This window comes from Apilactobacillus pseudapinorum, from assembly GCF_040369555.1.
In the GTDB taxonomy this organism is placed as follows: Bacteria; Bacillota; Bacilli; order Lactobacillales; family Lactobacillaceae; genus Apilactobacillus.
Window position 1 is genome coordinate 1 of sequence record NZ_BAABVU010000008.1, and the last position, 471, is coordinate 471.

Genomic DNA, 471 nt, shown 5'->3' on the forward strand with positions numbered 1-471 from the left:
TGGATCAGCATGCCACGGTGAATACGTTCCCGGGCCTTGTACACACCGCCCGTCACACCATGAGAGTTTGTAACACCCAAAGACGATGGGGTAACCTTTTAGGAGCTAGTCGTCTAAGGTGGGACAGATGATTAGGGTGAAGTCGTAACAAGGTAGCCGTAGGAGAACCTGCGGCTGGATCACCTCCTTTCTAAGGAAATTACGGAAACTTACATTAGGTTCATCAATCTTATTCAGTTTTGAGAGGTTTACCTCTCTACTTGGTTCTTTGAAAACTAGATATTATTTAATTTCTATATTGAATTTGTATAATAATACAATTTCAACCGAGAACACCGCGTTATTTTGAGTTTTAAAATATTAGTTTATTCGTAAATACTCAACTAACCAAACATCACGTAGTGATGAAATAGGTTAAGTTATGAAGGGCGCATGGTGGATGCCTTGGCACTAGGAGCCGATGAAGGACGG

General features: G+C 41.4%; 1 rRNA gene. It reads left to right on the plus strand.

The window, feature by feature from the left end:
• Positions 1 to 190: ribosomal RNA gene (locus ABWU86_RS00750) — 16S ribosomal RNA — on the plus strand; the annotation flags it as partial.
• Positions 191 to 471 lie beyond the last annotated feature (281 nt).